This is a genomic window from Pseudoduganella sp. R-31 (genome assembly GCF_049913235.1).
GTDB lineage: Bacteria > Pseudomonadota > Gammaproteobacteria > Burkholderiales > Burkholderiaceae_D > Rugamonas.
In genome coordinates this window covers 2223891-2246406 of record NZ_CP183986.1, presented here as the reverse complement: position 1 = coordinate 2246406, position 22516 = coordinate 2223891, and the positions used below count along the sequence as shown (strand labels likewise).

20 protein-coding genes are annotated in these 22516 nt (G+C 61.2%); 8 read left to right on the top strand and 12 right to left on the bottom strand.

The genetic code is table 11. From position 1 onward, the window contains the following. Positions 1-44: 44 nt before the first annotated feature. A complete protein-coding gene (locus tag ACN9MY_RS10245) occupies positions 45-557 on the bottom strand; it encodes a hypothetical protein (RefSeq protein WP_426337267.1) in 513 nt (170 codons plus the stop codon). A gap of 223 nt (positions 558-780) precedes the next feature. Here ACN9MY_RS10245 and ACN9MY_RS10240 point away from each other — a divergent pair, with 223 nt between their 5' ends. Both ACN9MY_RS10240 and ACN9MY_RS10235 read left to right on the top strand, forming a co-directional pair. Next, positions 781-1761: an SLAC1 anion channel family protein gene (locus ACN9MY_RS10240; protein WP_426337266.1), complete on the top strand. Its 981-nt coding sequence runs from the start codon at positions 781-783 to the stop codon at positions 1759-1761. Between the two features lie 2 nt (positions 1762-1763). Next, positions 1764-2726, top strand: coding sequence for a GlxA family transcriptional regulator (locus tag ACN9MY_RS10235; RefSeq protein WP_426170370.1), 963 nt, complete (start codon positions 1764-1766; stop codon positions 2724-2726). On the opposite strand, the gene pncB is transcribed toward ACN9MY_RS10235, so the two are convergent. The 3 genes from pncB to ACN9MY_RS10220 all read right to left on the bottom strand — a co-directional run bounded on the left by pncB (position 2714) and on the right by ACN9MY_RS10220 (position 5502). Beyond that, entirely contained in the window at positions 2714-3904 is a 1191-nt protein-coding gene (gene pncB, locus ACN9MY_RS10230) for a nicotinate phosphoribosyltransferase (protein ID WP_426170368.1), read from the bottom strand. The genes ACN9MY_RS10235 and pncB overlap by 13 nt on opposite strands. Further along, complete coding sequence (locus ACN9MY_RS10225; protein WP_426170366.1) at positions 3904-4746, bottom strand: cysteine hydrolase; 843 nt, start codon at positions 4744-4746, stop codon at positions 3904-3906. Before ACN9MY_RS10225 ends, pncB begins: the two co-directional genes overlap by 1 nt. A gap of 141 nt (positions 4747-4887) precedes the next feature. After that, positions 4888-5502 (bottom strand): FMN-dependent NADH-azoreductase, encoded by a 615-nt coding sequence (locus ACN9MY_RS10220; RefSeq protein ID WP_426337265.1) that lies wholly within the window; start codon positions 5500-5502, stop codon positions 4888-4890. 100 nt (positions 5503-5602) lie between these two features. Here ACN9MY_RS10220 and ACN9MY_RS10215 point away from each other — a divergent pair, with 100 nt between their 5' ends. Together ACN9MY_RS10215 and ACN9MY_RS10210 are read left to right on the top strand one after the other, a co-directional pair. Continuing rightward, positions 5603-6520, top strand: coding sequence for a LysR family transcriptional regulator (locus ACN9MY_RS10215; protein ID WP_426337264.1), 918 nt, complete (start codon positions 5603-5605; stop codon positions 6518-6520). 92 nt (positions 6521-6612) lie between these two features. Beyond that, positions 6613-6927, top strand: coding sequence for a hypothetical protein (locus ACN9MY_RS10210; RefSeq protein WP_426337263.1), 315 nt, complete (start codon positions 6613-6615; stop codon positions 6925-6927). Positions 6928-6939: 12 nt separating this feature from the next. Here ACN9MY_RS10210 and ACN9MY_RS10205 read toward each other — a convergent pair whose 3' ends face one another. The 5 genes from ACN9MY_RS10205 to ACN9MY_RS10185 form a co-directional block, all read right to left on the bottom strand. After that, a complete protein-coding gene (locus ACN9MY_RS10205) occupies positions 6940-7251 on the bottom strand; it encodes a chaperone modulator CbpM (protein WP_426170360.1) in 312 nt (103 codons plus the stop codon). A 3-nt stretch (positions 7252-7254) separates the two neighbouring features. After that, a complete protein-coding gene (locus ACN9MY_RS10200) occupies positions 7255-8121 on the bottom strand; it encodes a DnaJ C-terminal domain-containing protein (RefSeq protein WP_426337262.1) in 867 nt (288 codons plus the stop codon). A gap of 648 nt (positions 8122-8769) precedes the next feature. Then, positions 8770-8958, bottom strand: coding sequence for a hypothetical protein (locus tag ACN9MY_RS10195; RefSeq protein WP_426170357.1), 189 nt, complete (start codon positions 8956-8958; stop codon positions 8770-8772). A gap of 401 nt (positions 8959-9359) precedes the next feature. Further along, positions 9360-11183: a hypothetical protein gene (locus ACN9MY_RS10190; RefSeq protein WP_426337261.1), complete on the bottom strand. Its 1824-nt coding sequence runs from the start codon at positions 11181-11183 to the stop codon at positions 9360-9362. 175 nt (positions 11184-11358) lie between these two features. Beyond that, a complete protein-coding gene (locus tag ACN9MY_RS10185; protein WP_426322148.1) occupies positions 11359-12045 on the bottom strand; it encodes a beta/gamma crystallin-related protein in 687 nt (228 codons plus the stop codon). A gap of 97 nt (positions 12046-12142) precedes the next feature. On the opposite strand from ACN9MY_RS10185, the gene ACN9MY_RS10180 reads away from it, so the two are divergent. The 4 genes from ACN9MY_RS10180 (at position 12143) to ACN9MY_RS10165 (ending at position 19389) form a co-directional block, all read left to right on the top strand. After that, positions 12143-13510, top strand: a complete 1368-nt coding sequence (locus ACN9MY_RS10180) for an MATE family efflux transporter (protein WP_426322146.1) — start codon at positions 12143-12145, stop codon at positions 13508-13510. Positions 13511-13590: 80 nt separating this feature from the next. Further along, entirely contained in the window at positions 13591-15807 is a 2217-nt protein-coding gene (locus ACN9MY_RS10175; protein ID WP_426322144.1) for a DPP IV N-terminal domain-containing protein, read from the top strand. A gap of 637 nt (positions 15808-16444) precedes the next feature. Then, positions 16445-17107 carry a glutathione S-transferase family protein gene (locus tag ACN9MY_RS10170; protein WP_426337260.1) on the top strand — a complete coding sequence of 221 codons (663 nt, stop codon included), beginning with the start codon at positions 16445-16447 and terminating at the stop codon, positions 17105-17107. A 155-nt stretch (positions 17108-17262) separates the two neighbouring features. After that, positions 17263-19389: a hypothetical protein gene (locus ACN9MY_RS10165; RefSeq protein WP_426170347.1), complete on the top strand. Its 2127-nt coding sequence runs from the start codon at positions 17263-17265 to the stop codon at positions 19387-19389. Between the two features lie 51 nt (positions 19390-19440). On the opposite strand, the gene ACN9MY_RS10160 is transcribed toward ACN9MY_RS10165, so the two are convergent. The 3 genes from ACN9MY_RS10160 to ACN9MY_RS10150 all read right to left on the bottom strand — a co-directional run bounded on the left by ACN9MY_RS10160 (position 19441) and on the right by ACN9MY_RS10150 (position 22397). Next, positions 19441-19647 (bottom strand): CsbD family protein, encoded by a 207-nt coding sequence (locus tag ACN9MY_RS10160; protein ID WP_057261494.1) that lies wholly within the window; start codon positions 19645-19647, stop codon positions 19441-19443. Positions 19648-19727: 80 nt separating this feature from the next. After that, the gene (locus ACN9MY_RS10155; protein WP_426322140.1) at positions 19728-20342 is read right to left on the bottom strand and encodes a class I SAM-dependent methyltransferase; all 615 of its coding nucleotides are present in this window, start codon (positions 20340-20342) and stop codon (positions 19728-19730) included. A 9-nt stretch (positions 20343-20351) separates the two neighbouring features. After that, the gene (locus ACN9MY_RS10150) at positions 20352-22397 is read right to left on the bottom strand and encodes a M13 family metallopeptidase (RefSeq protein ID WP_426322138.1); all 2046 of its coding nucleotides are present in this window, start codon (positions 22395-22397) and stop codon (positions 20352-20354) included. Between the last annotated feature and the right edge of the window lie 119 nt (positions 22398-22516).

Below are 22516 nucleotides of genomic sequence, written 5' to 3'. Positions count from 1 at the left end.
CTTCTCCCGTTGCTAAGTTTAACAAACGAGAGTGTCCGAAAAAGTCAGGTTACCTCACCATTAGCCATCGCATCATTTTTTGCTAACGCGACTTTTGCCTCCTTGCACTCTTGTGAAATGGCAGAGGCATATTCTTTTGCCCTTGTGCCGTATGCTTTGATTGCATCCCTGCAGGTTTGGTCGGCTTGGTCACAAAATGCAGAAATGAGCCCGTCACGTGGCTGCTGTTCGTTTAATCTGATGATTCCGTCCGGCGAAACTACTTGCATAGTTTCTGGCCGTGAATGAAGCTTATCCAGAACAGATTTCATCATTGGGCTCACGGAGAGTTTCGAATCCATGACAACGTTGCCCTCCAGATCTTGCAAAATTACGTGAGGCGGCCCACTCAACTGCGATTTCTTGAAGCTTTGTGTCTGCCCATTCTCCAAATTATTCAGCGTGAAATTAGTTCCGCTCTTCATCTGCAGAATTTCCTCTTTCGCCAGTAATTGTTGCGCTATCGCGTCACTGGCCAGCAGCGCCAAACTCAATGCAGCAAATTGCGACTTCCACATAAAAGTCCCCATTGCCAAGAAATAATTATTTAATATACAACTAAGCAAGTGGGCTGGGGTTGTAAAGATGCAACTTGTTTGGGGGTGGCCATTGTCGGGCCGGCGCACCCCGACAGGAATGGCCTTGGCCGAGGGTGGCGCAGGGTTGGCCGAAAATGATGCATGTACACACTATCGGCCAAAAGCTTGCCGTCCGATAATGGATTCATCGCAAATCCATCGGATGAAAATCATGCAAACCACTACCATCGCCGCCCTGCCCGCCGGCAGCGCCACGGTCAAAAACCTCCCCGTCAACCTGTTTGGCTCCGTCATGGGCATCGCCGGCCTGGCCCTGGCTTGGCGCGGCGCCGCCCACCTGTTCGGCAGCAGCACGCTGATCGCCGATGGCGTCGGCATCCTGTCGCTGCTGGTGTTTGCGGTGCTGGCCGTGGGCTACCTGTCGAAACTGGCTGCGTTCCCCGATGCTGTGAAGGCCGAATTCTCGCACCCGGTGGCGAGCAACTTCTTCGGCACGATTGCCATCGCTGTGCTGCTGCTTTCAAGCGTTGTGGCGCCCTGGAGCGAGCAGCTCCAGAAACTGGTGTGGACTGTCGGTTCGGTCGCCACGCTGGTGCTGGGTTATGTGGTGGTGTCACGCGTCCTGCAAGGGAATATCACGCCGGCCAATGTAGTGCCGGCCTGGCTGATTCCCGGCGTGGCTTCGCTCGATATCGCCGTCACCGGCGGCGCCTGGGGCCATGAAATGAACATGATCGCGCTTGGCATCGGCACGGCCATCGCCATCGTCTTCTACGTGATGATCTTCAGCCGCCTGGTGCACGGCGACGCGCTGCCGGCCGGCATGCTGCCATCGCTGATGGTGATGATCGCGCCATTCGAAGTCGGCTTCCTGGCCTACGTCAACGTCACCCAACACGTCGACATGTTCGCCGCCATGCTGTTCTACTTTGGCCTGTTCATGTTCCTGGTGCTGGCCCCGCGCGTGTTCCGTCGTTCGGTGCCCTTCGGCCCTGCCTGGTGGGCTATCAGCTTCCCGATCGCTGCGCTGGTGAACGCTGCGATCAAATATGCCGCCGTGGCCGATAGCGCTGGCGTGGTGCTGCTGGCCGGCGTGCTGCTTGCCTTCCTGACCGTGACGATTGCCGCGCTGCTGGTGCGTACCTTATATTCGCTATACACCGGCAAACTCCTGGCAGGCTAACCATGCGTATCGCTTTACTCGTTTTCCCTGGCGTGCAATTGCTCGACGTGGCCGGGCCGATGGATGTCTTCCACGAAGCGTCCCGACAGTCGGGCAAGCCAGGCGCTTACCAGTTCGACCTGGTCGCGCTGGAGGAAGGTCCGGTTCGCGCCGACAACGGCATGTTGTTCCAGCCGACGGCCACCATCGATACGCTGGACCACGCGGTCGACACCCTGCTTGTCACCGGCAGCCACGCCGTGCAGGACGTCACCGGCAACCCGCGCCTGGCGCAGTGGCTGCAGCGGCAGGCTGCCGTCGTGCGCCGTCTGGGCTCCGTGTGCTCCGGAGCCTGGCTGCTGGCCCATGCCGGCCTGCTGGACGGCCGGCGCGTTACCACCCACTGGAATATTTCGGCCTCGCTGGCGCGGCGCTTCGAACAGGTGCAGGTCGAACATGACCAGATCTACCTGCGCGACGGGAACCTCTATACCTCGGCCGGCGTGACGGCCGGCATGGACCTGGCGCTGGCCCTGGTCGAAGAAGACCTTGGCCGCGACGTGGCGCTGGCCGTGGCGCGCGAACTGGTAATGTTCATCAAGCGCCCTGGTGGCCAGTCGCAATTCAGCGCCCACCTGGCCGCGCAAACCGCGCAACGCGCCCCGATCCGGCAAGTGCAGGAATGGGTGCTGGAAAACCTGGACGAGGACCTGACCGTGGACCAGCTGGCCGCACAAGCGGGCATGAGCGTGCGCAACTTCTCGCGCGCATTCAAGAGCGATACTGGTGAAACCCCGGCCGATTTTGTCGAAGCCGCGCGGCTCGACACAGCGCGGCGCTTGCTGGAGGAAACCGCCAACCCGCTCAAGCGAATAGCGGCACGCAGCGGCTTCCACGACCAGAACAGCTTAAGGCGGGCCTTCGTGCGCCGCCTTGGCGTAACGCCGGGCGACTACCGCCTGCGCTTCCGTCCTCAGGACGCCTGATGGTTGAACACCTGCCGCAGGTAGGCCAGGAAAGTCTCGTCCTTGCACAAGGTCTTGCCCGGCGAATCGGACAGCTTGGCGACCGATTGCCCATTCAGGCGGATCAGCTTCATGACGATGTTCAGCGGCTTGATGCCGACATCATTGGTCAGCCAGGTACCAATGCCGAAGCCCACCATGATGCGGTCGGCGAACTGGCGGTACAGGCGGAACGCCGTGTCGAAGTCCAGGCCGTCGGAGAACACCAGGCGCTTGGTATTGGAATCGATGCGCAAGGCCTGGTAATGCGCGATGGCCTTTTCGCCCCACAGGATCGGATCGCCCGAATCGTGCCGCAAGCCGTCGAACAGCTTGGCGAAGTACAGGTCGAAGTCGTTGAGGAAGGCGTCCATGCCCACCACGTCAGTCAGCGCGATACCGAGGTCGCCGCGGTACTCCTGCACCCAGGCCTCGAGCGAGGCTTTCTGGAAGTCGCGCAGCCGCACGCCGAACGCCTGGAAGGACTGCATGTACTCGTGGGCCATGGTGCCGATAGGGATCAGGCCAAATTTTTTCGCGATATAGACGTTCGAAGTACCTTTGAAGCACTGCGGCACTTCGCGTTCCAGGCGCTCGACGACTTCATCGTGCCATGCGGAAGAAAAGCGGCGGCGCAGGCCAAAGTCGGAAAATTCGAAGGGATGGCGCAGCGCCGGCGTCGTGCCGAAAGCCTTTAACTGCGCGATCTTCTCGCCCAGGCGCTTGCGCCCTTCTTCCATCGCGGCCGGCGTGCCGGCGCGGCGGAAGTACAACTCGTTGACGATGTAGAGCACGAAGATCTCATACGCCATGATGTGCACTTGCGGGCCCTCGGCGTGGATGACCAGGGTATCGCCTTCCGCGCGTACTTCGATGAACTTGCGCTGGAAGCGGAACACGGCGAGAAAGTCAACGAAGTCGCTCTTGATATAACGCAGGGAGCGCAGGTAATTCAGCTCGTCCTCGGTGAAGGACATGCCGCACAGGTGGTCCAGCTGCGCCTCGACTTCCTCCTTCAGCTCAGACAGCGGGAAGACGGTCTGGTTGCGGCATACGAATTCATATTCGGCATGGGCGCTTGGGTGGCTATGCAGCAGAGCCTGCCACATCGTGAATTTATACAGGTCGGTTTCAAGCAAGCTGCGGACGACAGGGATCATTATTTGTTCTCCGCATTGGCCAGCAGTTCCGGCAGGACTTCAGCCGAAGTGGCAAGGCGCGCGCCGCGGCGCTGCATGGCTTGCGCGAATTCGAGGTATTGGTTTTCAAAGCCGGACACAGGGCTCATGCAGTCGGTCACCAGCACCAGCTTGCGCGGGTCGACGTGGTCGGCGATATGTTCGGTGGTCGCCTTCACGCAATGGCTGCCGGCTTCGCCGGTGATGTAGACGGTGTCGCCTTGCGACAGGCTTGCGATCAGTTCGCGGTTCAATTGCGAGGCAGGGTCGGTTGGATCGGGCACTTCGGCCATGACAGCGGAGTAGTGCTCGGTCCACGGATTGGAGCCTTTGCCGACCTTGGCGACCACGGCATGGCGCGCCTCTTCCCAGGCGTTGTAGGCAGCGCGCACGGCGTCGTGCACATTGTGGCCCCAGCTGCCGATTTCGCAGTGGACGGGCCACACCATCAGCTGATAGCGACCTGCCGATTCCAGCGCATCCAGGTAAGCCAGCACGCGCGGCAAGGCGGCTTCATCGCGCGGCGCGAAGCGGCCGGCGCGCACATCGGCAGCGGAAATCTGCGTGAACGGCCCCGGCGCCGTGCCTTCGGCCGTACGCCAGAAGGTCGGATGCGCCACGTCATAGCGATGGTGCGAATCGAGCGTGACGGTAATGGCCGAAAGCCCGGCGCCGCCCTGGTCGATCAGGCTGGCGACGCGCAGCATGTCCCGGTGGGCGCCGGGAACCGGCAAGGCCGGTACGGCAGGAGAATTGGCCTCGACGGGCAAATCGCAGAAATCGTTCTGCGGATCGATGATGAGCAAGTGGTAGTGGCGTTTCATTTTGCAATGATAGCAAATGATAAAAAAGGCAGCACGGGCCGGCGGGCCGATGCTGCCAAGTCCACTACGGGGAGAGTGAATGGTCGAGCCCGTGTCACACCCTGGGGTCTGACCCCAGGGTGTGACACGGGCTGGGCTGTATCAGGCTGCGATCAGTTGCTCGATCGACTTCTGGGCCTTGGCCAGCGTATCGGCGACGGCTTGCTCGCCCATCGATACGCCTTCGGCGCGGATGAACTGCACGTCGGTCAGGCCGATAAAGCCCAGCACGGTGCGCAGGAAGGTGGTCAGGTGGTCGTAGGCGACCGCCGCGCCTTCGCTGTACACGCCGCCGCTGACGGTGAAGACGTAGACCTTCTTGCCCTTCAGCAGGCCTTCCGGACCGTTGGCGGTGTACTGGAAGGTGCGGCCGGCGCGGGCTACGTGGTCGATCCAGGCCTTCAGCGACGATGGCACGGAGAAGTTGTACATCGGGGCGCCGATCACCACCACGTCGGCTGCAAACAGTTCGTCAACCAGGGTGTCGGACACTTTGACCACATGCGCCTGTTCCGCATTGCGCGCTTCAGCTGGCGTGAAGAAGGCGCCCATCATCTGCTCCGTCAGGTGCGGCACCGGATTGGCAGCCAGGTCGCGCTCGACCACGGTGTCCGCCGGGTTGGCAGCCTTCCACTTGGCGATGAACTCAGCCGACAGTTGGCGGGACAGGGAACCAGCGCTACGCACGCTGCTATTGATGTAGAGAACGTTTGCCATGTACTTGCTCCAAGAAAGTTGATGATTGCGGCCATCTTAGAACGGGTTTATTATCGATGAAATAGGTTTTATAACGATAGAAATTATCGATTTTATTGATATGCGAGACCCCGGCCTTCCCACCCTCGACCAGTTGCGCGTCTTCATCGCCGTGATCGACCACGGCGGTTTTGCCCATGCCGCGCGGGCCTTGCACCGCACCCAATCGGTGATCAGCTACACCATCGCCAACCTCGAAGAACAGCTGAATATCGCCCTGCTCGACCGCAGCACGCGCAAGCCGACCCTGACCGAAGCGGGCAAGACCCTGCTGGCCGATGCGCGTGCCGTGACCAGCAAGGTGGACGGCATGCGTTCCCGCGCCAAGGCGCTCGGCATGGGGCTGGAGGCAGAGCTGAGCGTGGTGGTCGACGTCATGTTCCCGGCCTGCGTGCTGGTACGCGCGCTCGAGCAATTCCAGCGTGAGTTCCCGACCGTCTCGCTGCGCCTGCATACGGAAGCGCTGGGCGCCGTGGCGCAGATGGTGGCCGACCGCCGCTGCCAGCTGGGCGTGGCCGGCATGGCCGCCACCGCGCCCGTCAATATCGAGCGTCATGCCGCCGGCTTCGTCAAAATGATGCCGGTCTGCTCGCCGCTGCATCCATTGTCGCGTGAACCCGCGCCGATCCCGACTGCGGTCTTGCGCGAGCACTTGCAACTCGTGGTGACCGACCGCAGCCCGTTGACCGAGGGCCGCGATTTCGGCGTATTGGGCTTGCGCGACTGGCGGCTGGGCGACCTCGGCTCCAAACACGCCCTGCTGTTAGGCGGCTTAGGCTGGGGCAATATGCCCGAACACATGGTCATGCGCGATTTGGCCGAAGGACGCCTGCTGAGCCTGCACACCCAGGAGGGCCGCGAGCTTGATTACCCACTGTTTGTGATCCACCGCGGCGACGATGAGCTGGGGCCGGCCGGCAAATGGCTGCGTCAGAAATTCGTCGACATCGACCATACGCTGCCGCCGGACGCTTTCTAAACATTCCTACAGGCCAGCGGCGTGTGCACCTACAGGCTTGCCTGCCACTTCGGCCTAGCATGGATTCGCTTCAACCATAAAGGAGAGCGATCATGGCACCACGCAAGGACAGTGAGCAATCGGACGATTGGCGCAACCAGGCTGGGCAAGCTGGCCAGAGCGGCGGTAATCGCCAACAAGGCCAGCGCGAAAACCTGACCGGTGGCAACCAGCAATCCGACCAGGACCGCGGCAACAAGCAATCCGACCAGGACCGCGGCAGCAAGCAATCCGATCAGGAGCGCGGCAACAAGCAGAGCGACGTCGGCCAGGGCCAGCGCCAGGGCAGCCGCGATGACTTGCTGGATGAGGAAGAAGGCAATACCGGCAACCGCGGCAATCGCGGCGGCCGAGACCAGCAACGCTAAGCTGTCACGCAGCTAAGCCATTCCGGCGGCGCGCAGGCGCGACTTCAGGCGGCGGACCTCGTCGCACAAATCGACCACCAGCGCCGCCAAATCTTCGTCCGCATCGAAATCCCGTTCAAGCTGGACCAAGCGACGCGCCCTCCCCAGGTCCACGCTGGTGAATTGCAGGGTTTCGATGCTTGCCCCTTCCCTTCCGACCAGGATGCCGCGTTGTACGTGATGCACGACCCATTCCGGCTCGACAGCGCAGGCACGCGCCAGTTCATCCAGCGTCAGCGCCTGGTGTTCCAGCGGCACGCCTTCCACAATCTCTTCCTTGGGCATCGCTCATCCTCCTATTTCGCGTTGCATCTGTTCGTATAGCGCGCGCCGCGCGGGCGTATCGGCTGGCGGGGCGAAGATTTCAAGAATCAGGTAGAGGTCGCCCGCCATGCCCGAGCTGTTGGCTGCGGGAATGCCGCGTCCTTTCAGGCGCAACTTGCGGCCGCTTTGCGAATTGGGCGGCACGGTCACGGTCACGCGGCCCGAAGGCGTGCTCACTTCGCGCTCGCCGCCCAGCGCGGCAAGCCATGGCGGGATCGGGACTTTCTCGTAGACGTCGCGGCCCTCGGCACGGTAACGGTCATCGGACTGGAAGGCGATTTCAAGGTACAGGTCGCCTGCCTCGGCGCCATTCATGCCGGGCTGGCCCTGTCCTCCCAGCCGCAGCTGCTGGCCGGCCGTCACGCCCTTCGGGATATTCACCTTGAGCGTCCGTTCGCGGCCCAGCGAAATCTCGCGCTGGGCGCCGTGGTAGGCGTCATGCAGGCTGATTTCGAGAACGGCATGAATGTCTTCTCCGCGCATGCGGAAACCCTGGCGGCCGCCGCGCTGTCCACCCACGTGGGCAAACAGGTCGGCAAAAAAATCTTCGGCGCTGCCACCTCCGAAGCCGGCGCTCCAATCGGGCGGCGGGCGGAATTCCTGGCCGGCGCGGTACTGGCCGCTGCCCAGCGAATCGTAGGCGGCACGCTTTTCGGCATCGCCGAGCACACCGTAAGCTTCATTCAGCTCCTTGGTGCGGGCATCGGCATCGGCTTCCTTGCTGACGTCCGGGTGATACTTGCGGACCAGCTTCCGATAAGCCTTCTTGATCTCGTCTTCGCTGGCAGTCTTGGGGACTCCCAGCGTGGCGTAGTAGTCCTTGTATTCCACGTACACGCTCCCGAAATGGCGTCCTTGCCAGTCTAGCGGAAAACGCCCACAAACGTCCGTTGCCGCATTCTCATGTGCCACGGCGCAGAATGACGACTACAGAATATTGAGCTCACTCAAGGGATATACGATGACAATACTAGCAAAACCGCCTACCCGAAGTGCGATTCACGATGGCATTCGGGCATAGCGCAATAGCATTCTCGACTGTGTCTTCGGTCTCCTCCACCAACGGCGTTCAATGATGCACCCTAGGTAAGGTGAGCCATCGGATTTGCGCCCAGGCGCCTTATCGGGGGGAGTGGTCGAGGAAAAGTAGACCGCCAGTCATGGGCTCCGATTAACGCTCACGCGGACAGGAATCTTGGCCCCACGTACATTTCGCGCTGTCACAATGCGTTCGACAATATGACCCGATATCCCTGCACGAGTCATGTACTGGCAAGCTTCCGCCACACCTGCCAAATACAGCAGCGACAGGCCGCATTGCACTATCTTCGCCATTTCGTGATCTTGCCGCCGTTGAGGCTTGCTTAAGCTGTTAGACATATGCACCTCCTTGCCGAAAGAAAGTATATGCACACGTCAGATGGCTTGCTTGGATATTCACAATACGAGCGTGCGAAAACAACTGTTTTGTAAGGTCCGTCAGGCCACGGTCGCCGGATTTGATAATTGAGTTTCCATGTGCGCCGCCAGGATGTGGGCAATGACCTCTGGGGTACAGCCGTGCTCAAACAGGAATTCAACGGCGGCGAGTCGAGACTGGCTGTTTGCAATCGCAATGGCGTCATCGGCTAACGCGCACTTGTTGTGGTCTGGCCGTTCCGATGACATGGCAGCCCTCTTGTCAAATGGCAGGTGCTCTTGATACCGATAGTATGCGCGCGTTTACTCCAAAGTGGCGACCTATTCTTGAGTCCGGCTGTAGCATAAATGTCATGACACGGCGCCACGACACTATTACCGCAGAACGAATGTCCATTGCACTGCTCACTCGAGCGGCATTTGGTGCTAAGGCAGGTTTGCGCTCCGCCTTGTTCTACGGCGTCCATGCGCCGCTGGCGGAAGAGGTGTTTGGTCGGCCAGCATCAAAAGTCCGCGTGCACGTGCCAGGCACAGATGCCCAAGTTGACCGGAGAAAGCAGTCCCGATAGCGGCCTCAGTGACTTCGTCAGCGAAGCCGCGCCCAGGGCCAGCGGCGCGCTGGCACGCCGCTGGCCTGGCATTACTGCAGATTAGCGCTTATACACAGTCTCCATGATGCGCTGGTAGTTGTCCCGGGACTCCATCCAGACGGTGCGCGCCTTGACAGTCTCGCCAGTCGCCAGCGCTGGAAGCTTGAAGCTGGTGCTGAAGGTTCCCGCCGCGGTCGGCGACTCGGTCGACTCCAGGCCTGTGCGGCCATTCGAGGTTTCCTCGGTGATGGAGAGCCAGGTCACTGTGCCCGGGTTGACACTGGAGACTGCCAGCGTGAGGTCACGGGTGCTGTAGCTGGACAGTGCTGCCAGGCTCTGCTCCGACAGCGTTGCGAAGGCGGTGCTGGCCTTGGTTTCGGTCAGGTTCAGTGGACGGCGCTGCACTTTCAGGACGTAAGTGCCGTCGGCGCTGCCGGAAGCGAAGGAGAGCTTGGCATTGGCGGCGTCATACGCAGTCAGCACATACACCGCATTGTCAGGCAGGCGTCCAATGCCATCGTCGCCCATTGGAGAATTGCCGCCGCAGTCAGTGCCCATCACATAGGTACCCGACGAATTGACAGCGTTGACCCACCTTTCGCCCACGCCTGGCGCGTTGTAGCGCAGGCCTGCCAGCGGCATGCCAGGACCGGTGATGACGATGTGGTCGAGCGTGCCAGCGGTCGTATTGTTGTTCAGGGTACGGTCGGTAATATTGAAATTGATGCCGGTGCGGTAGCAAGTGCCGCTGGCGCCAACAATCTTGCTCATGCTGGCAAACGCTTCCAGCTCCAGTGCGCGCTGGTTGCCGTGCAGACGCCATACGCCGTCGGTCGGGCTCTTGCGAATCTTCCAGTTTTCCAGGCGGTCCATGATCTGGCCAGACTTGGTCTTCACGGTGAACGATACGCGGGCAGTGATCTTGGCCGGATCGCTGTAATCGATCTGGTGGATTTCAATGTCGCTGAAGGTGGCGCCTACCAGGGCAGGTTCACTCACCAGGTGGCGGAAGAAGGCCGAGGCATCCACGTCGTCGCTGAGGAAGCCGGTGGTTGCAAATGGGAGCAGCGCATCTACCGTCGGCAGGCCGTCGGCGAACTTGGCGATGAAGTCGGTCAGCGCCTTCTTCACCAGCGGTGCATCGGTGGTGGCGGTGCTGATATTGTCCGCTGCCAGTTTCGTCGGGTTGGTTTCGACGGCTGCCTTCTGCTTCAGGTCGTCGGTGATCACCGAGGTGTTGGCGCTGGTGCTGATGGTGGCTACGGCCGTGCTCGAGTCTACCGTGACGTGGATTGCGTCCAGTGCCTTATCGAGCGGGCTCGACAATGGAACGAAGGGCGTGCGCAGCAGGTCGGCGTTGGCATCGACGCCCAGCGCGGTCAGAATCGCTTGCAGCTTTTCCTTGAGTTTGGCAGCTTCAGCATCGATCGTCGCAGCGGTTGCGGTGGCGGCGTTTTTATCGAACTGGTCGAAGTAATCCGCCGAAAGCTGGCCGCCTACATTCGCGGCGATCAGGTCGGTAAGCTGGGTGATATTGATCTTGCCGGAGGCATCGGCGCTGGTGGCGATCGAGTGCACGGTGTAGACCTGGCCGTTGGCCGAGCCAGAGGCGCGGAACACGAACGGGCCGGTCATGCCGGTGACATCGACCGAATACGCGCCGTTGACGCCAATCTGGGCGACTTTGGTGGCGCCTTTCGAATCCTTGACGGTGACGCTGCCGGCCAGTGGCGCGCCCACTGCTGCCGTACCGCTGAATACCACCGAAACCGGGGACGTCTGTACCGGTGGCGGCGTCGTTTCGCTGCTTGAACTGCTGCCGCCGCCGCATGCGGCCAAGGCCATGCTCACGGCACTTGCCAAAATCAGTTTATTGAACTTCATTCTGCCCTCAGGTTGTTAGCATTTAGATTATTTAATAGACATTATTAATATTTCCATATGGAAATTATAAATACTATTAGACAATGCTAGCACAGCCCTGGAACCCGGCTCAATTCCGGCGTTGCGAAAAAAATAGCGCGCTGTGAAGCGCGCTCTTCTTGGGAGCAGTTTCCGATCAGCGTACGCGGCGGATCGAGGAGATGCGGTCGCTGAAGTCCCTCAGGTCCGGGTAGCGGCCTGGGGCGAAGGTGCGGCACTGGCCGCCAAAGTCGGCGTGTTCGCATGCTTCCCAGGTACCGTAGTTGACGACCATTGAGTTCGCGTTGTCGTTGAAATGGACATCGCGCAGGGTACTCAAGTCGTTATTGACCTGCACGATGCGGCCACGGAAGCCGTTGTCGTTGAACAGCTCCACCGCCGGACCGCGCTGCTCCTGCTCATATCCACGATAGTCGCGGCGTTCTTCGCGACGCTCTTCACGCCAGCGGTCATCACGGTCATCACGATTATCGCGGCCCCAGCCCCAGCCCTGGCCACGGTCGCGGCGGCGCTCGATCTCGCGGGCAGAAGAAAAGTTGTTGTTGAACTGGCGCAGGTTAGGATATTCGCCGCGCTCGAAGACGGCACACTGGCCCTGGAAATTAACGTGCTCGCACAATTCCCAGGTGCCGGAACGCACCACCAGGCTCGAAGCGCGGTCGTTGAAATCGAAGTCGCGGAAGTTGTCGGCGGCGCCGTCGGCAATCACCACGCGCTGGCCGCGAAAGTCTTCGCGCGAGAAGAGTTGCAGTTCACCGGCCGAAGCGGCCTGGCCAAGAAGGGAAGCGGCCAGCAGGATAGCGGCGGTCAAGGTATTCTTCATTACTAAATCTCCGATATTCAGGCATCCTAAGCGCTCTAACGCGGCGCAAAGGCCGTTAGACTACCCTACCTTGTAACAAATTCCTACTGTGCAACACATGCCGACGACAATTTCGACCGCTAATTTACGCAACGAAGCAACAGCATTATGGAAATTGGCCTGGCCGGTATTGATTGGGCAACTCGCCACGGTCGGCATGGCGGTGGCGGACGTGGCGATGACCGGCCACACCCGGGCTTCCGAGCTGGCTGCAGTGTCGACCGGCGCTGCGATCTGGTCGATCGTGCTGGTGACCGTGATGGGCACCATGATGGCCATGAATACGCTGGTGGCGCATGAAGTGGGCGCCGGCAATTACCAGCGCATCCCGCACCTGGTGCGCCAGGGCTTGTGGAAAGGCCTGGGCGTCGGCATTGTGGCCATGCTGCTGGCCAATCTCTGCACCCTGCTGTTCGACCACCTGCAACTGGCGCCGGAAGTCAACCAGCGCGCTTCGCTGTTCGTGCACATCATCAGTATCGGCCTGCCGCCGTTCGCCTGTTATCGCGCACTGTATGGCTACAGCGCCAGCATCAACCAGACCAAGCCCGTGATGGTGATTGCCCTGTTCGGGCTGGCCTTCAACGTGTTCGTGAACTGGCTGCTGATCTTCGGCCATTGGGGCTTGCCGGCCATGGGCGGCGTCGGTTGCGCGGTGTCGACCGGGATCTGCATGTGGCTGATGCTGGGCGCCATGCTGGCGTGGATGCGTATTTCGCGCGCCTATCGCGCCACCTATCCTTTCACGCATTGGGAGGGACCGCACTGGCCTGAAATCCGCAGCATGTTGCGGCTTGGCCTGCCGATCGGCGTGACCTACTTCGCCGAGGTGAGCGCCTTCGGCGCGGTGGCGCTGCTGGTGGCGCGCTTCGGCGTGATCGAACAGTCGGCGCACCAGATTGCGCTGAACTTCTCTTCGCTGGTGTTCATGGTGCCGCTTAGCCTTGGCATCGGCATGGTGACGCGCGTGGGCCAGGCGCTGGGCGAAGGCGATGCGCGCCGTGCCCGTTCGGCGTCATGGGTCGGGCTCGGCATGTCGCTGGCGTTTGCCGTGGTGTCGGCTGCGTTCATTGCCGCATTCCGCAATGAGATCGCGGCCGCCTACACCAGTGATGTCGCAGTCCAGCAGACGTGCGTCACCCTGCTGCTGTTTGCCGCGCTGTTCCAGTTGTCCGACGCGACGCAGGTGGCGGCGGCTTGCGCGATCCGCGGCTACAAGGTGACGCGCGGGCCGATGCTGATCCAGCTGCTGGCGTTCTGGGTGTTTGCGCTGCCGGTCGGCTGCCTGCTGGGCTTGTGGAAGGAAATGGCGGCAGCCGGATTCTGGATCGGGCTGGTGCTCGGCCTGACAATTGCTGCCATTTTGCTTACGGCCTACCTGCGCACACTGTCGAATTCCCGGGTGGCCGAAGGAAAAACGGCATAGGGCGTTGCATTCCGAATTTCAGCGGGGGCGGGTTCTGGTATTGTCTTGCGATTCGTAAGTAAACCATTCCGGGACAAACAATGCGCCTTATCCTCACCCTGGCAGCCCTGCTGGCTGCCGGTACCGCTTCCGCTGAACGCCTGACACTGGAGCGCCTGTACGCCGACCCGGCACTGTCCGGCCCTGGCGTGCGCGCCCTCAAGGTTTCACCGGATGGCGCCCGCGTCACCTTCCTGCGCGCCCGCGCGGACGACCAATACCAGATGGACCTGTGGGAATACAACATGAAGGACAAGACCACGCGCCGCCTGGTCGACTCCAAGGCCCTGGTCCCGGTCGAGAACTTGTCCGACGCTGAAAAAGCACTGCGCGAACGCGCCCGCACCGCGGCCCTGAAAGGCATTATTTCCTACAACTGGTCACCTGATGGCAAGCAGTTGCTGGTGCCGCTGGCCGGCAATCTGTACCTGGTCGACCTGTCGAAACCTGACAGCGCGCGCCTGGTGGCTTCGGGCAGCGTCATCGATCCGAAGATTTCGCCGAAGGGTAAATACGTTTCCTTTGTTCGCAACCAGAACCTGTTCGTGATCGACCTGGCTACCGGCAAGGAGCGCCAGCTGACCACTGACGGCAAGGGCACCGTGCATAACGGCGAAGCAGAATTCGTGGCGCAAGAAGAAATGCACCAGTTCACCGGCTACTACTGGGCGCCGGACGATTCCGCCATTGCCTTCCGCTGGTATGACGAAGCGCAGGTGCCGGTGGCGCGCCGCTTCGAGATTTATGCCGACCGCACCGACGTCGTGGAGCAGCGCTACCCTGCCGCCGGCGACAAGAATGCCATCGTCGGCCTGAAGATCGTGTCGCCAACCGGCGGCGAGATCCGCGACGTGGACCTGGGCGCCAACAAGGACATCTACCTGGTGCGTGCCGACTGGAGCAAGGACTCCCGGTCGCTGTTCTTCCAGCGCCAGTCGCGCGACCAGAAGACGCTGGAGCTGATCGCAGTCGATGCGGCCACGCTGACACAGCGCCCTGTGCTGACCGAAACCTCGAAAACCTGGACCACCATCAACGACGACCTGCGCTTCCTGGAAAGCGGCAAGGGCTTTATCTGGTCGTCCGAGCGCACTGGCCGCAATCACCTGTACTTCTACGGCATGGACGGCAAGCTGAAACACGCCATCTCCAAAGGCGAATGGGGCTTTGACGATGTGCTGGCAGTGGACGAGAAAGCGGGCAAGGTCTTCGTCTCCTCCAACAAGGACGCAGTCTACGACAAGCAGGTCTATGAGCTGAAACTGGACGGCTCGACCGCCGACAAGCCAAAGCGCATCACCCAGGCTGACGGTTGGCATGACGCCTCCTTCTCCAAGCATGGCGAAGTGTTCGTGGATACCTGGTCCGATCCTGCCACCCCGCCCCAAGTCGCGATCCGCCGTCCGGACGGTGCGCTGGTGAGCTGGCTGGAAAAGAATGAAGTCAACGAGTCGCACCCCTACTTCAAGTACAAATCGGACCAGTTGCCGGTCGAATTCGGCAACATGAAGGCGAAGGATGGCCAGACCCTGTACTACTCGATGATCAAGCCGTACAAGTTCGACGCCAGCAAGAAGTACCCGGTCTACCTGTCCACCTACGGCGGCCCTCACTCGCAGCACGTGACCCGCAAATGGGACAGCCAGCAGTTCGACCAGTACATGGCGCAGCAAGGCTATGTGGTCTTCCGCCTGGATAACCGCGGCTCCTCGCGCCGCGAGCGCGTGTTCACCGACGCCATCTACCGCAACCTGGGCAAGGTGGAAGTGGAAGACCAGCTGACCGGCATCGACTGGCTGGGCCAGCAGCCGTTCGTGGACGCCAAGCGCATCGGCGTGTACGGCTGGAGCTATGGCGGCTTCATGACCCTGCGCCTGCTGTCGCAAGGCTCGGACAAGATCGCAGCCGGCGTGTCCGGCGCACCGGTGACCGACTGGGGCCTGTACGACACCCACTACACCGAGCAGTTCATGGACCGCCCATCCGACAACGTGGAAGGCTACAAGCAATCGAACGTGTTCTATCACGTCGACGGCCTGAAGTCGAAGCTGCTGCTGATCCACGGCATGGCGGACGACAACGTCCTGTTCACCAACACCACCAAAATGATCGACGCGCTGGTGAACCGCGGCGTGCAGTTCGAGCTGATGACCTACCCGGGCGCCAAGCACGGCGTGTCGAATCGCCTGGCCAAGCGCCACGTGCAAACCTACATCGACGCCTTCTTCCGCAAGCACCTGAAGCCGGAATCGAACTAAGCCCCGGGCCACGCGCCCTGCCCTGAAGCCCGCCCGCGCAAGCCGGCGGGCTTTTTCTTTGCTGCGCCTCAAGCCAGTGCCGATACTGCCGCGCTACGCTTATAAGATGGGCTGGTTCTCCATCAATATCCTGCTACCGGTTTTCGCCCCGCTGGCATTGCTCTTCATCGCCGGCAAGATCTGCACGCCTATCGAACCATTTGCCTCGCGGGTTGTCTTGCATGCTCGCCGTCTTGGGAGCGCTAATCCCAGTAGCCGAACCGACAATCACGTTTAGATCGGTCGCCGCCTGTCTCCTTCACTACCGACTACTTTGCGTATCTACATTCACAATGATTATTGCCGCAGTTTTGCATTGCGTCGTTCTTTTTGCGCTCGGGCTCGCTTGCAAATAGCCATTCCCCTGCCAGACTGGGAGTACCCACGAAGGAAAAGATATGAAGCAAAGAATCACCGCATTTCTCAAAGACGAGCAACGAGCATCGAGAGTCATCCTTAACTGGATTGCAGGACTAAGCTTTACCTGCCTTTTGGGGTCACTGGCCGCGTTGATGTTAATGAAGTGAAGCGAGATGTCGATTTAAGAAAGTCTCATCCGTCGTAGTGGTACGATCCAACCACCACCGACGGAGTCCTCATGTCCCTGCAACTTTTCTACCATCCCCTTTCATCCTATTCCATGAAGGCGCTGATTGCGCTATATGAAAACGGCACGCCGTTCGAGTACCGCATGCTGTCGCCGGAACATCCTGAAAACTGCGCACAGTTTGCCGGACTGTGGCCGATCCAGAAATTCCCCATCCTACTGGACGGCGAGCGCATGGTGGTCGAGGCCAGCATCGTGATCGAACACCTGGCGCTTCACTATCCCGGGATGGTAAAGCTGCTCCCCACTGATCCGAAGGCGGCGCTGGAAGTACGCATGATGGACCGCTTCTTCGACAACCACATCGCCACGCCGCAGCAAAAACTGGTGGCCGACGTCCTGCGCCCCGAAGGCGAGCACGATGGCTACGGCACGGCCGAAGCGCGGCGCAAGCTCGATACGGCCTACGCGTGGCTGGACAACGTGATGGCACATCGCATCTGGGCAGCCGGCGAGGAATTCAGCATGGCCGATTGCGCAGCCGCCCCCTTCCTGTTGTATGCGCACTGGTCACATCCGATTCCTGCCCTGCATGAGCATGTGTTGGCCTATCTGGCGCGCCTGCGTGCGCGCCCCTCGTTCGCCCGGGCCTGGGCCGAGGCCAAGCCGTACCGCCATATGTTCCCGCTGGGCGTCCCGGCAGGCGAGGAATAAGCGCCGCAAACGGCGAAAACTGAGTAGGGCCATCACCGAAATCTGAGTGCCAGCACCAATTCGCATCAGGCCCATGCGCAATACATTGCTCGCTATGCCGCCCTGGAACCCAGGGTGGCAAATCCCCTGGATTGTCAACATTAGCGAGGTGTGCCATGGCTCAGTCCGCCGAAAAATCCATTACGTTCCACATCACCAGCGAGGAACGTCCCGACTTCAAACATCCCCTGGTGCTTTACCTGTTCGACACCCGACAGCAACTCAAGCAGCGCGTTGAAGTGAAGGAAGGCAAGGCGGAACTTGCGCTGCCACCGGGAGGACTGGGGCATATGCGCCTGTTCGTCGCACCGTTCAACGAGCGGCTCGACGCCAAGGCAACACCGGCCAGGCTGGAACGCATGGGCGCCTATGAACCTGTGTTGCATGTCGAAGGCCGCCTGGAGAGCCTGATCGACATTCCAGGCTCCCTGATCGACATCTGGCCGTTCTGCTTCTGCCGTGTGCGCGGCCGCGTAGTGCGAAACGACGATAATCGCCCGATCTGCCATGCGCGAGTGCACATCTGCGAAGTGGACCGCATTCCGTTCTGGATCGATACCCTGCCCGATCATGACCTGTTCCACCTGCGCGACGATTTGCTGGCCATCCTGCGCTTCCCGCCCGTACCAGACCCCGATCCCGGTCCCCTGCGCTTGCCGTTACGCTTTGCACAACCGGCTCCTTCCAAGGCAGCACAGGCAATGAACGACATGGCGCTGCAGATGCCCGACATGCCGGCCGGCTTGCCGCGCATGCTGCGCAGCGCGTCGTCGACACACCTGAGGGCGATGTTGCGTGAGAACTGGACCGTGCTGATTCCATGGTTCTGCTACTGGCCGCACTGGTGGCACCGGCTGCGCTGTGACGAGATGGCCGTCGTCGAAACTGACGGGAATGGCCACTTCGACGCCACCCTGATCATCCCTTGCCACGGCGACCAGCCCGACGTGTATTTCTGGGTTGAGTTCAATTTTGGCGCAGGCTACGAAACGGTCTACCGGCCCGCCATGGCTTGCCACACTTACTGGAATTACCATTGCGGCAGCGAGGTGACGATCCGTATCACCGACCCCAGGGTGCCATCGTGCGACCCGAACCCTGACCTGTCCGGCTGCCAGTTGATCTTCAACACCATCGGCTCCAATATCACGGTGAACCAGTTGCAAACATCCGGCACGGAGGGCACGACCCTGGGCGGAGCACCGCTTGGCGGCACCCTGGAAATGCGCGTCGACTTCAGCCGGACCACGCTGATCGCGATGGGGATTCCTTACTATCAATGGTCATATCGGCGCTTGACCGGGCCGAACGGCACATCAACCATTGTCGCTCCCGGTTCGGTTCCGCTGGGCGACTGGCGCGTGATGACACATGCCGTCTACCGCTATTACCGCGACGGCGACAGCTATCCATCCGAACCAATGGGTCCAGTGCCCGCTGTCGGCCCAAGTCCCGAAAACCTGTTCAGGATCCAGCCCGCAAATCCCCCGTCCACCTCAGGCTACTGGTACGAGATGTCGGAGCATATTGACAAGGCGACGGCCTACTTTGAAACCGATATCCTGCCCGGCGCGCCGCGAGCCGACGCAGTGCTGGCGGAAGACATGGCCGCCGGCCTGTATGAAGTGAAGCTGGAACTGTTTGACTCATCCGGCGCGAGGGTCGTGGACTGGGATGCCCGGCATATCGATTTGCGCGTCATGGATCAACCGGCCGGAGCACCCGTCCTGACCACCAGCAGCGCACCAGAGTACAACAGGGTGCGCGAAGCAGGACAGACCTGCGCCTTCCGCATGGTACTGCGCGTCGACAACAACCGCTGCGCGGCGGATATCCTGCCAGTGGATGGGGGAGTCTCGGCAGACCCGGAATGCGGTTTCCACCTGTACGCCGGCCCGGACAGCCAGGCGCACGTGTCATTCCTGGCCCGGCATCCGAACCACTTTGCCACGTTCACGTTCCAGACAACTCGGGCGGCGACATCAATCAGCAGCGGGGCCGCGGACACGACCGGCAGAAGTGGCGACCCTGCGGGGACCCATGGCTTTACCCAAGGCGCGGATTTCGTCTACGGGAAAGACGTCACGGTGTCGGACATCCTGGGCGAATGCGACAACGCGGCATTTTCGGAAGCGCTGTCGGTCCAGGCTTGGGCAGTCAACGGCTACGGGCAGATTTATACCTATGACGCCCACGACCACGCCGCATTCGCGCTCGCCAAGCCCTGCCCTACCTGTAGCTGATTAGCACAGCAAGGCCGGGCTCCGGGAGGGCCGGCCTTGCCGTGTGTTCACTTATTGACGGTTGCCGCGGTCGATCAGCTCGTCCGTGGCATCGTCGATGGCTTCACGCAGGTCGCCGCGCTGTTTCTGCAGCTTGCCTTCAACCTGCTTGGCGACGCCCTTCACCTGTTGTTTCGAGCTGCCGACCAGTTCGCCGGTTTCTTCCTGGATCTTGCCGCCGATTTCCTTGGCTTTGCCCTTCACTTGGTCCTTGTTCATGATGCGCTCCTCATTAAAAAAGTGAGACGAGCAAATGATACGAATCGGCATCGAGACCCACTGTACGCAAGCTAACAGAACTAGGCTTTACGCCAGACTGAAGCCAGCCATGGCTGCTGTTCGCGCGGCAAGCCTGCCGGGCGGTAATAGTGGGTGATGGGCTCGAAGCCGGCTGCGGTGACGACTTCAAACCAGGTCTCGAAATCGTAGTAACAGCCATAACGAGGACCGTTCCATCCTTCCTCATTGTGACCGCGAGGGTTGGAGCTGAACAGCACGCCGCGCGGTTTCAGCGCTGCATGCAGGCGCTTCAGCACATCGGGCAGCACGGCACTGGGAACGTGGAACAGGGAGGCGTTGGCAAAGATGCCGTCAAACGACACGGGCGGCAGGTCCAGCGCGACGAAATCCTGGTGCAGGACTGTGCATCCGCTCCAGTTCTGCGCCATTTCCACGAAATGGGCTGAGCCGTCGAGGCCGACCGGCTCATGTCCAAGCGCCTTGAAGGTGCGCAGGTCGCGGCCAGGGCCGCAACCCAGGTCGAGGATGCGGAACGGAGGCGTTCCTTCAATCGCATCGAGCAGCGCCGCAATGTTCTGGCTTACGTCGTGGTCGCGCGTGCCTTCGAGGAAGGCTTGCGCGTTGCGCTCGTAGTGTTCCAGCGTGCGGCGGGTGATCTGCTCGATGTCGTCCATCCTCCTACTTTACCAGACGCGCACGCGCTGTTCAGGCGCCAGGTACAGCTTCTGGCCAGGCTTCACGTCGTAGGCCTGGTACCAGGCGTCCAGGTTGCGCACGGTGTAGGTGCGCCACTTGGCCGGCGAGTGGCCGTCGGTCATGACCTGGTTGCGCAGCGAGGCGTCGCGGGCCTTGTTGGCCCAGCTTGCGGCGTAGCCGTTGAAGAAGTCACGGTCCTGCGCCGGGGTGGCTTTGCCGCCCAGCGAAACGTGGTAGGCGTCCAGGGCTGCAGCCAGGCCCGCCAGGTCGGCCAGGTTTTCGCTCAGGGTCAGGGTGCCGTTCAACTTCAGGTCCGGGAAGGCTTCATAGGCGTCGTACTGTGCCACCAGCTTGGCGGCTGCCTGCTTGAAGTGCTCGCCGTCTTCCTTGGTCCACCAGTCGCGCAGGCGGCCCTTGGAGTCGAACTGGGCGCCCTGGTCGTCGAAGCTGTGGCTGATCTCATGGCCGATCACGGCGCCGATCGCGCCATAGTTCAGCGCATCGCTGGCCTTCATGTCGAAGAATGGCGGCTGCAGGATGGCGGCGGGGAAGTTCAGCGCATTCTGCATCGGCATGTTCACGGCGTTCACCACGTGCGGCGGCATGCACCATTCGGTTGGGTCAACCTTCTTGCCCAGTTTCGCCAGCTGCTGCTTGTAGTGGAACTGCTCGGCGCGCAGGGCGTTGCCCATGGCGTCGTCAGCCTTGATTTCCAGGCCTTCGTAGGAAGTCCATTTGTCCGGATAGCCCACGCCAACGTACAGGGTGCGCAGTTTTTCCTGCGCTTCCTTCTTGGTGGCAGGCGCCATCCAGTCCAGCGCATCGACGCGCTTGCGGAAGGAGTCGACGATATTGGCCACCATGGTTTGCAGGCGCGCCTTGGCTTCAGCCGGGAAGTAGCGTTCGACGTACATCTTGCCGGCGGCATCCGGCAGCGCGTTATTGACTGCGCTCAGGCCGCGTTTCCAGCGCGGCGACAGTTGCGGCGTGCCGTTCATGGTGCGGCCGTAGAATTCAAAGCGCTGGTCGACGAAGGCTTTCGGCAGGAAGCCGCCGAAGTGGTTCACGGTGTGGAAGGCCAGGAAGTCCTTCCAGGCTTGCAGCGGCATCTCGTTCACGAGGGCGGCGCTACCGGTAATTGCGGTCGGGTGATAGACAATGAACTTGTTCTGCTTGCCCAGGCCGGCGGCGCGGAAGAAGGCGCGCCAGTCCATGCCTGGCGCCTTGGCGGCGAAGTCGCGCATGGTCCAGGTGTTGTTGGCTTTCTGGATGTCGGCCGAATCCTCGCGGCTGCCGTGGGCCTGGGCCAGCTTGCGCTCCAGCTCATACACGCGCGCGGCACGGGTTTCCGGCTCGCTATAGCCGGCCAGCTTCAGCATGGCGGCGATGTGGGCCTGGTAGGCGGTGCGCAGCTGGTGCATGCGCTGGTTGTCGTCCAGGTAGTAGGCACGGTCCGGCATGCCCAGGCCGCCCTGCAGGATGTATGGAGTGTAGTGCTTCGGGTCGGTCAGGCCCTGTGCGATCCAGATGCCGAACAGGTTCTCGGTGTAGAAATTAGTGGAGTTCAGCGGATCCACGTCGGCGCGGATGGAGGTAGCCAGGGCGCGAACCAGCGCGGCCTTGTCCTTGATGGCGTCGATCTTTTCCAGTTCCGGCTTGAGCGATTTCAGGCCATGCGCTTCAATTGCCGCTTCGTCCATGAAGCTGCGGTAGAAGTCCGTCACGCGGCGGGTGTCGCCGGTTGGCGACTTGGCGGCGGTTTCGTCGATCAGCTTGACGATGCGCTCGTTGGTCGCATCGCCCAGCGCCGAACCGGCGCCCCAGCTGCCTTTGTCGGCCGGGATCTGGGTCTTGGCCAGCCATTCGGCGTTCACATGGCCAAAGAAATCGTCGCCCGGCAGCGGGACGGCGTCTTGCGTTTGCGCGGCCGGGGCTGCCTGTTGGGCAATCGCCGGGGCCAATCCAAAGGTGGCTCCACAGAAGGCCAGGGTAAGGGCCAGCTTGAGCGGCGTAACGCGGTTGGATGCTTGCATTTTTTGTATCCCTATCTAGTTATAAGTGGCGGAATGAGCCAGGCTGCACTCTAACTGCAACGCAAGCGTGACATCGCCCCGTTGCGACAGACTGCAAATTTCGGGGATCAAATGCAGAA

What these genes read in the sequence shown, in the direction of transcription:
- ACN9MY_RS10245 (WP_426337267.1), bottom strand. Translation starts at nt 557, where the DNA reads ATGTGGAAGTCGCAATTTGCTGCATTGAGTTTGGCGCTGCTGGCCAGT.
- ACN9MY_RS10240 (WP_426337266.1), top strand. Translation starts at nt 781, where the DNA reads ATGAAAATCATGCAAACCACTACCATCGCCGCCCTGCCCGCCGGCAGC.
- ACN9MY_RS10235 (WP_426170370.1), top strand. Translation starts at nt 1,764, where the DNA reads ATGCGTATCGCTTTACTCGTTTTCCCTGGCGTGCAATTGCTCGACGTG.
- pncB (WP_426170368.1), bottom strand. Translation starts at nt 3,904, where the DNA reads ATGATCCCTGTCGTCCGCAGCTTGCTTGAAACCGACCTGTATAAATTC.
- ACN9MY_RS10225 (WP_426170366.1), bottom strand. Translation starts at nt 4,746, where the DNA reads ATGAAACGCCACTACCACTTGCTCATCATCGATCCGCAGAACGATTTC.
- ACN9MY_RS10220 (WP_426337265.1), bottom strand. Translation starts at nt 5,502, where the DNA reads ATGGCAAACGTTCTCTACATCAATAGCAGCGTGCGTAGCGCTGGTTCC.
- ACN9MY_RS10215 (WP_426337264.1), top strand. Translation starts at nt 5,603, where the DNA reads ATGCGAGACCCCGGCCTTCCCACCCTCGACCAGTTGCGCGTCTTCATC.
- ACN9MY_RS10210 (WP_426337263.1), top strand. Translation starts at nt 6,613, where the DNA reads ATGGCACCACGCAAGGACAGTGAGCAATCGGACGATTGGCGCAACCAG.
- ACN9MY_RS10205 (WP_426170360.1), bottom strand. Translation starts at nt 7,251, where the DNA reads ATGCCCAAGGAAGAGATTGTGGAAGGCGTGCCGCTGGAACACCAGGCG.
- ACN9MY_RS10195 (WP_426170357.1), bottom strand. Translation starts at nt 8,958, where the DNA reads ATGTCATCGGAACGGCCAGACCACAACAAGTGCGCGTTAGCCGATGAC.
- ACN9MY_RS10190 (WP_426337261.1), bottom strand. Translation starts at nt 11,183, where the DNA reads ATGAAGTTCAATAAACTGATTTTGGCAAGTGCCGTGAGCATGGCCTTG.
- ACN9MY_RS10185 (WP_426322148.1), bottom strand. Translation starts at nt 12,045, where the DNA reads ATGAAGAATACCTTGACCGCCGCTATCCTGCTGGCCGCTTCCCTTCTT.
- ACN9MY_RS10180 (WP_426322146.1), top strand. Translation starts at nt 12,143, where the DNA reads ATGCCGACGACAATTTCGACCGCTAATTTACGCAACGAAGCAACAGCA.
- ACN9MY_RS10175 (WP_426322144.1), top strand. Translation starts at nt 13,591, where the DNA reads ATGCGCCTTATCCTCACCCTGGCAGCCCTGCTGGCTGCCGGTACCGCT.
- ACN9MY_RS10170 (WP_426337260.1), top strand. Translation starts at nt 16,445, where the DNA reads ATGTCCCTGCAACTTTTCTACCATCCCCTTTCATCCTATTCCATGAAG.
- ACN9MY_RS10165 (WP_426170347.1), top strand. Translation starts at nt 17,263, where the DNA reads ATGGCTCAGTCCGCCGAAAAATCCATTACGTTCCACATCACCAGCGAG.
- ACN9MY_RS10160 (WP_057261494.1), bottom strand. Translation starts at nt 19,647, where the DNA reads ATGAACAAGGACCAAGTGAAGGGCAAAGCCAAGGAAATCGGCGGCAAG.
- ACN9MY_RS10155 (WP_426322140.1), bottom strand. Translation starts at nt 20,342, where the DNA reads ATGGACGACATCGAGCAGATCACCCGCCGCACGCTGGAACACTACGAG.
- ACN9MY_RS10150 (WP_426322138.1), bottom strand. Translation starts at nt 22,397, where the DNA reads ATGCAAGCATCCAACCGCGTTACGCCGCTCAAGCTGGCCCTTACCCTG.